The organism is Acinetobacter sp. UBA2581, assembly GCF_002339435.1.
Lineage (GTDB): Bacteria > Pseudomonadota > Gammaproteobacteria > Pseudomonadales > Moraxellaceae > Acinetobacter > Acinetobacter variabilis.
Genome location: NZ_DDLD01000024.1, coordinates 63,172 through 70,703, shown reverse-complemented (window position 1 = coordinate 70,703; position 7,532 = coordinate 63,172). Strand labels below are relative to the sequence as shown.

Below are 7,532 nucleotides of genomic sequence, written 5' to 3'. Positions count from 1 at the left end.
AGTGGCGACCACCGAAGATGAACGCAGAAATTGGAACACCTGCTGGATTTTCCCAATCCGCATCGATAGAAGGGCATTGACCAGCAGAAACTGTGAAACGAGCGTTCGGATGAGCCGCTTTTTCTTCGCCAGTGTGTGGTTGACCTTTCCAGTTAGTCAGATTCGCAGGTGCTTCTTTAGTCAGACCTTCCCACCAAACTTCACCGTTGTCAGCCACAGCAACGTTTGTATAGATTACGTCTTTATGAAGAGTTGCCATACAGTTCGGATTCGTTTTGGTATTTGTACCAGGAGCTACACCGAAGAAACCAGCTTCAGGGTTGATTGCATATAAACGACCATCTTCACCTGGTTTGATCCAGGCAATATCGTCACCTACAGTTTCAATTTTCCAACCTTCATAACCTGCTGGTGGAATCAGCATCGCGAAGTTTGTTTTACCACAAGCAGATGGGAATGCAGCTGCGATGTAATGTTTTTCGCCTTTAGGGTTAGTCACGCCAAGGATTAGCATATGTTCAGCTAACCAGCCTTGTTGACGACCCATATAAGATGCAATACGTAAAGCCAGGCATTTTTTACCTAACAATGCGTTACCGCCGTAACCAGAACCAAATGACCAGATTTCACGAGTTTCTGGGTAGTGCACGATGTATTTTTCTTTGTTGCAAGGCCAAGCAACATCTTTTTGACCTTCTTCAAGTGGTGCACCCACAGTGTGTACGCAAGGAACAAATTCACCATCTGTACCTAGAACGTCATAAACAGCTTTACCCATACGAGCCATTTTAGACATGCTGACTGCCACATAAGGAGAGTCAGTTAATTCGATACCGATGTGCGCAATGTGTGAACCCAAAGGACCCATAGAGAATGGAACCACATATAGGGTACGACCTTTCATTGAACCATCAAACAGACCATTCAATTTTTCGCGCATAACTGCTGGATCTTCCCAGTTATTGGTCGCGCCAGCATCTTCTTTATTTGCAGAACAGATAAAAGTACGGTCTTCAACACGAGCAACGTCAGAAGGATCAGAATTTGCAAGATAAGAACCAGGATGTTTCTCTTGGTTAAGCGCTTGCATTGTGCCGTTAGCGATCATCAAGTCGATATAACGTTGATATTCTTCTGCGCTACCGTCACACCATTCAATTTTTGCTGGTTTTGTTAATTTAGCAATTTCTTCCACCCATGCAATAAGCTTAGGGTGACGAACGAATTCTGGTGCGTTCACTTGGGTCATGGTGAGGCCTATCTCAAATGTGTACAAAATTTTGTACAAAGTACAATCTGGTCAATAAAATACTGACCAGATGAAATATGAAAAAAAGTGGCTGTATTAAAGCATAAAATCATCAAAAAAATAAGACTAAAGAAGTGCTGGATTTTATTTGGAATATTATGCTATTTTCTGTTTAAATTTATATAAAACAATAAGATATAAATAAAATCAAAATCTTAAATATGTATTTATTATCTTTATGCGTGGTATTTATTTTAATTATTTATATTTGAATCAAATATTTAATTAAAATTGTTCACTTATATTTGTTATTGATTAAATAAATGGTCGCCATTCGAATTTTACATAAAGCAACTGTTAATTGTTTATGAATTGGACAAAATGCCAATAGGTGTGCATCAATCTGTGTAAAAAATGTCTAATCAATCTAAACCCTTATCTATTATTTATAATCATAATTCTGGTTTCCGTCTATTCGACCAACAAGAAAAATATAAGCAATTACTAGATATTTTTGCAGCGCATGATTTTGAGACTAAAGCCTTTGAAATCAACGATCCAGAACAGTTCAAAAAAGTCATTGCTGAAGTGCTGCAACGGCATCAACAATCGCCGGATCATGGTGTGGTCGTGGCAGCAGGAGGAGATGGAACGCTCAATTCAGTCGCCAAACACCTGCTTGAAACTGATATTCCAGTCGGAATATTGCCTTTAGGTACTTTTAACTATGCGGCAAGATTGCTGGATATTCCCTTAGATTTGGTTAAAGCCGCACAAGTCATTGCAACGGGTCAAACCAAATGTATCCATGTAGCGCGTATTAATCAGGAAATCTACCTGAACAATGCTAGTCTGGGCTTATATCCCTTATTTATTAAAAAACGTGAAGACTATAATCGCATATTTGGCCGTCTCCCTTTGCATGCCTATACCTCAGCACTCGATGTTTTGATTCGTAACCGTAAAGAATTAAAACTGGAAATTTGGGTAGGTCAGAAGAAATATCCGGTCAAAACTCCACTGATTTTCTTTGGTAATAATCCACTTCAACTGGCAGACATGAAAATGCGGATTGCCCAAGCTGCTGAGCAAGGGAAGGTGGCTGGGGTTGTAGTTTCCAAAAGTGACAAGCTGACGTTATTCAAGCTGGTATATCAGTTAATTCGGGGCAAGATTGATCAAGCCTCCGATGTTTATAGTTTTGCTGCTGATCAGGTGCGAATTGAGTCTAAACGTAAGAAATTAATGGTTGCCATAGATGGGGAGACGGTAGAAATGACACCACCGTTAAATATTTCAGTTTTAAAAAATAGTTTAAGTGTAATGGTGCCGCATGATTCTGCATCTCTCTGATCTACATTTTGGTACAGAAAGGCCTGAATGTTTGGAAGCCATCCAGCAATTTTGTTGGGATCATCCGTTGGAAGCGGTGGTAGTCAGCGGCGATCTCACCCAGCGAGCACGTTTGGGACAATTTTTTGCCTGTAAACGGTTTCTGGATCAGTTGAATACGCCTTATCTGGTGATCCCGGGGAATCATGACATTCCGCTTTATCATTTATGGAATCGGTTATTTACTCCATTTACCCGGTATCAATTATTCTTTGGTGAACTGGAGCCTGTTTTAGAAACTGAACATTTTTATCTGATTGGGGTAAATTCAATTAGACGTCGATATCATACCAAAGGCCATTTATCACTTGAGCAGATTCAAAGGATTGACCTGAAACTACAGCAGGCACCTGCTTCCAAAATTAAGATTATTGTCAGTCATCAACCTTTTTATGTGCCATCTCAGAATAGCCGGGGGTTTAAGGATATTCCCCTGATGGCCAAAATTGCATTGGAGTCTTGGTCGCAACATGGTCTGTTTGCTTTATTGCATGGGCATTTGCATCGTACCGCAGTCTATGATTTGAACCATATATTTGAATTGGGAGGAGATCATCCAGTTTATGATGTCCATGCCGGGACTTCTGCGTCACATCGGCTCCATAAGAATCAGCCGAATAGCTTTAATGCAATTGATGCAACAGGAAAAATTACGCAATATTGTTTTGATGAACAGTTAAAAACCTTTGTTCCACAGCCTGATCCCATAAATAAATAGACAAAAAATACGCAATCCATCAAAAAATTAAAAAAAAACCAATTTTTTTTCATTTTTGCCCTTGAAGCATTTTATTCCATCTCCATAAAAAGGACATCAAAAAATTTTGATGATGACCAATGGAATAAATAAGTCGTCATCGGTGATCTAAAAAAGACTTAGTCTGATGGAGTTATTTATGAGCAACATTCGTCCATTACATGACCGCGTTGTTATTCGTCGTGTTGAAGAAGAAACAAAAACAGCTGGGGGCATCTTACTTCCAGGTTCTGCTGCTGAAAAACCTGCACAAGGTGAAATCATTGCAGTTGGTAATGGTCAAATCACTGACAATGGCGTACGCGCGTTAGACGTAAAAGTTGGCGACAAAGTATTGTTCGGTACTTATGCAGGTACAACTGTAAAAGTAAACGGCGAAGAACTTTTAATCATGAAAGAGTCTGACATCCTAGCAGTATTAGAAGCTTAATCTGCGCCAGATCGTTTTACTCATTCCAATTCAGATTTTGTAAAGATACAACAATATTCGGAGTCAAATATGTCAGCTAAAGACGTAAAATTTGGTGATTCAGCTCGTTCAAAAATGATTGCTGGTGTGAACATCCTTGCAGATGCGGTGAAAGTGACTTTAGGTCCTAAAGGCCGTAACGTTGTAATCGACCGTTCTTTCGGTGCACCGCACATCACTAAAGATGGTGTATCTGTTGCGAAAGAAATCACCCTAAAAGACAAATTCGAAAATATGGGTGCGCAACTGGTTCGTGAAGTTTCTTCAAAAACCAATGATATCGCAGGTGACGGTACAACGACTGCGACTGTATTGGCTCAAGCAATCCTGAACGAAGGGATCAAGTCAGTAACAGCGGGTATGAACCCAATGGATCTGAAACGCGGTATCGACCTTGCAGTGAAAACTGTTGTTGAAAATATTAAACAAACTGCAAAACCAGCTTCTGACTCTAAAGCGATTGAGCAAGTTGGTTCGATCTCTGCAAACTCTGACACCACTGTTGGTTCTCTGATTGCACAAGCAATGGAAAAAGTGGGCAAAGAAGGCGTAATCACTGTTGAAGAAGGTTCAGGCTTTGAAGATTCGCTTGATGTTGTAGAAGGTATGCAGTTTGACCGCGGTTATATCTCTCCATACTTCGCAAACAAACAAGACACTTTAACTGCTGAACTTGAAAACCCATACATCCTATTGGTTGACAAGAAAATTAGCAACATCCGTGAATTGATCACTGTTTTGGAAGCTGTTGCGAAAACTGGTAAGCCTCTTCTTATCATTGCTGAAGATGTTGAAGGCGAAGCGTTGGCTACACTTGTAGTAAACAACATGCGCGGCATTATCAAAGTATGTGCTGTTAAAGCCCCTGGTTTCGGTGACCGTCGTAAAGCAATGCTTCAAGATATCGCGATCCTGACAGGCGGTACTGTGATTTCTGAAGAAATCGGTATGCAGTTAGATCAAACTTCACTTGAACACTTAGGTACTGCGCATAAAGTAACTGTATCTAAAGAAAATACAGTGATAGTTGATGGTGCTGGTGATGCAAATCAGATTTCTGAGCGTGTTCAGCAAATTCGTGCACAAATCGAAGAATCTACTTCTGAATATGACAAAGAAAAACTTCAAGAACGCGTTGCTAAATTGGCAGGCGGTGTAGCAGTTATTAAAATCGGTGCTGCAACTGAAGTTGAAATGAAAGAGAAGAAAGATCGTGTAGACGATGCACTTCACGCAACTCGTGCTGCAGTTGAAGAAGGTGTTGTTGCAGGTGGTGGTGTTGCGCTGGTGCGTGCTGCATCTGCACTTGATGGTCTGACTGGTGCGAACGATGATCAAAACGTTGGCATTAATATCCTTCGTCGTGCAATTGAGGCTCCGCTTCGTCAAATCGTAGCAAATGCTGGTGATGAACCATCTGTAGTGATCAATGCTGTGAAGAACGGTGAAGGTAACTATGGTTATAACGCAGCGACAGGTGAATATGGCGATATGCTGGAAATGGGTATTCTTGACCCTGCTAAAGTAACTCGTTCTGCACTTGAGCATGCAGCTTCTGTTGCTGGCTTGATGTTAACAACAGAATGTATGATTACTGAAATTCCAGAAGAAAAACCAGCTATGCCTGATATGGGCGGCATGGGTGGTATGGGCGGTATGATGTAATTCATCGTTCGATCATATGATGTAAAAAATCCCCGCTTTTGCGGGGATTTTTTATTAAGTTATAAAATGATTAAGGGGATTTTTTAACTAATTTATAATTCAGATTACTCTGTATTTCCTTACCTGTTTCGATATCACGAGCTTCAACGAAATTATCACCTACATAAAACTTCCGGTTTTCAGCTTTTCCATCTAGGACGATAATAGAAGGTTGTTGAGGATCGAAAGTGAAGCTACCTTTTGTTTCAGTTTCATTATTTCCAGTTTTACCTAAATATTCCTCACTCAATTCATAAGTTTTATCAGGATTAAGATCTAGTTCAACTTTAATCCCTTCGCAGTCAGCACATGGGAAAACACCTTCATATTCACCTACCCAGTTTGAGTTGACAGTAGCTTTACTGGTCATCTCGGTACTCATATTGCTTTGACTATTTATAGTCTCTGTAGTAACAGGAGCATTTGTGGTATTAGATTGAGAATCTGCGCCGGCTATATCGCGGTCGTTCTGTTTAGAACATGCACTTAAACTAGTAACCGTTACTACCAGTAAAGCAGGCCATAGTATTTTTTTCATTGAAGATCATCCTCTTGTTCTTCTGTTCTAGGATTTACATTAGAAGTATGAGCTATCAATATACAGAGAGATCTTGTTAAAAATTGATTCGTTAAGTGAAACTGATTAAATATATGTAGATGAGAAACTAAGATAATTAAAATACAAAATAAGCGATTGGTTTTCTTTAGTTTTATTTTATAAACCTTAAGGTTATGATTTGATAGAAATAATTATTAAAAAGAGCGGTCATGAAAGCAGAACAGGAAAATAATATCATCGCGAAAATTTATGATGCTGCTTTATTGCCTGCTTTATGGCTGGAGGTCATTCAGGATATTGTGCAATATACCCAGAGTCATAGTGAAATTTTTACCGGCCTTGATCAATTTAATCCAGCCTATGACTTTGTTTATACTTACAATATCCCGGAAGAAAGTCTGGCTGCTTATCAGGATGAACGGATTCGGGTCATTGACATGAAGCTGCACATGCCTCTATGGAATGAAATTGATATGGGGGAGGCGCTTAATCAGGACTGCCGTCATTATGCAGATCAACCTGGAACAGAGCAGTATATCTTTTATGAAAAATGCCTTAAGCCTACAGGGATAGGGTATATGGCGGGAGTATTGCTGGACAAAGGAAATTATCGCTGGGCAGTCATGGGACTACATCGTGCTCCACACACTCAAGGTTTTGAAGCAGCTGAACTGAATTTTCTCAAACGGATCGGTATACATTTGCGTCGCTCTTTACAGATTCATCGGCAAATCAGTTTGGTACAACAAGACAATATCAGCTTATATACCGTATTGGACTGTTTAAAAATCGGTATTATTTTGCTGGATCAGGATCTCAAGTTATCTTATTCAAATCCACTGGCACAAAGCATGATTGAAGCTTCAACGTGTTTGGAAATGGATATACATAACCGTCTGAAAACACCGGTAGGTGATCAGGAACGTCTGGAAAGATTGCTATCCAGTGCTTTGCTAGAAGAGACCAGTATGCCGAGTGAAATAGGCGGGGTCTTGGCTCTGCAGGATTCTAAAATGCAGCAATTGATGCTCACTGTGGTGTCTTTTAAAAGATTAAAAAAGATGCAGCAATTTTCTGAAGCTCAGCATCAGATTGCTGTATTTATGACAGACAAAAATCGGCATTATTCATTATCCAGAGCTTATTTACAGCAAGCATATCAACTGTCAAAACGTGAATTTGATTTGTGTGAACTTTTAATCAATGGCTATAAATTAGAAGAAATTGCGGCGAAATGTGGGATCACTTTAAGTTCAGTACGAACTTATTTTAAGAATATTTATGAAAAAACTGACTGCACTTCACAGATTGAACTGATGCACTTATTGATGGGATGTACGATTCATTTTGAACATATTAATTAAACCTACCTAAAGATAATTCTTTAGGTAGACTGTGCTCA

7 protein-coding genes are annotated in these 7,532 nt (G+C 39.6%); 5 read left to right on the top strand and 2 right to left on the bottom strand.

The annotated features are described in order from the left end of the window. On the bottom strand, window positions 1-1,249 hold a 1,249-nt coding region (locus B3Q46_RS03250), incomplete at its 3' end, for a phosphoenolpyruvate carboxykinase (GTP) (protein WP_286713403.1). A gap of 414 nt (window positions 1,250-1,663) precedes the next feature. On the opposite strand from B3Q46_RS03250, the gene B3Q46_RS03245 reads away from it, so the two are divergent. From B3Q46_RS03245 to groL, 4 genes are all read left to right on the top strand, one after another. Beyond that, window positions 1,664-2,602 carry a diacylglycerol/lipid kinase family protein gene (locus B3Q46_RS03245; RefSeq protein WP_286713401.1) on the top strand — a complete coding sequence of 313 codons (939 nt, stop codon included), beginning with the start codon at window positions 1,664-1,666 and terminating at the stop codon, window positions 2,600-2,602. Further along, window positions 2,583-3,359: a metallophosphoesterase family protein gene (locus B3Q46_RS03240; protein WP_262477776.1), complete on the top strand. Its 777-nt coding sequence runs from the start codon at window positions 2,583-2,585 to the stop codon at window positions 3,357-3,359. The genes B3Q46_RS03245 and B3Q46_RS03240 overlap by 20 nt, the downstream gene beginning before the upstream one ends. A gap of 178 nt (window positions 3,360-3,537) precedes the next feature. Then, on the top strand, window positions 3,538-3,828 hold the full coding sequence (locus B3Q46_RS03235; protein ID WP_004646315.1) for a co-chaperone GroES: 291 nt from the start codon (window positions 3,538-3,540) through the stop codon (window positions 3,826-3,828). 69 nt (window positions 3,829-3,897) lie between these two features. Further along, window positions 3,898-5,532 carry a chaperonin GroEL gene (gene groL, locus B3Q46_RS03230; RefSeq protein ID WP_005234685.1) on the top strand — a complete coding sequence of 545 codons (1,635 nt, stop codon included), beginning with the start codon at window positions 3,898-3,900 and terminating at the stop codon, window positions 5,530-5,532. 70 nt (window positions 5,533-5,602) lie between these two features. Here groL and B3Q46_RS03225 read toward each other — a convergent pair whose 3' ends face one another. Further along, window positions 5,603-6,109 (bottom strand): copper resistance protein NlpE, encoded by a 507-nt coding sequence (locus tag B3Q46_RS03225; RefSeq protein ID WP_286713391.1) that lies wholly within the window; start codon window positions 6,107-6,109, stop codon window positions 5,603-5,605. Window positions 6,110-6,339: 230 nt separating this feature from the next. On the opposite strand from B3Q46_RS03225, the gene B3Q46_RS03220 reads away from it, so the two are divergent. Then, on the top strand, window positions 6,340-7,494 hold the full coding sequence (locus B3Q46_RS03220; protein ID WP_286713390.1) for a helix-turn-helix transcriptional regulator: 1,155 nt from the start codon (window positions 6,340-6,342) through the stop codon (window positions 7,492-7,494). The last annotated feature ends 38 nt before the right edge of the window (window positions 7,495-7,532 follow it).

Bases quoted from the DNA above. Each gene is read 5' to 3' on its own strand.
- B3Q46_RS03240 (WP_262477776.1), top strand. From the start codon at position 2,583: ATGATTCTGCATCTCTCTGATCTACATTTTGGTACAGAAAGGCCTGAA.
- B3Q46_RS03235 (WP_004646315.1), top strand. From the start codon at position 3,538: ATGAGCAACATTCGTCCATTACATGACCGCGTTGTTATTCGTCGTGTT.
- B3Q46_RS03225 (WP_286713391.1), bottom strand. From the start codon at position 6,109: ATGAAAAAAATACTATGGCCTGCTTTACTGGTAGTAACGGTTACTAGT.
- B3Q46_RS03245 (WP_286713401.1), top strand. From the start codon at position 1,664: ATGTCTAATCAATCTAAACCCTTATCTATTATTTATAATCATAATTCT.
- groL (WP_005234685.1), top strand. From the start codon at position 3,898: ATGTCAGCTAAAGACGTAAAATTTGGTGATTCAGCTCGTTCAAAAATG.
- B3Q46_RS03220 (WP_286713390.1), top strand. From the start codon at position 6,340: ATGAAAGCAGAACAGGAAAATAATATCATCGCGAAAATTTATGATGCT.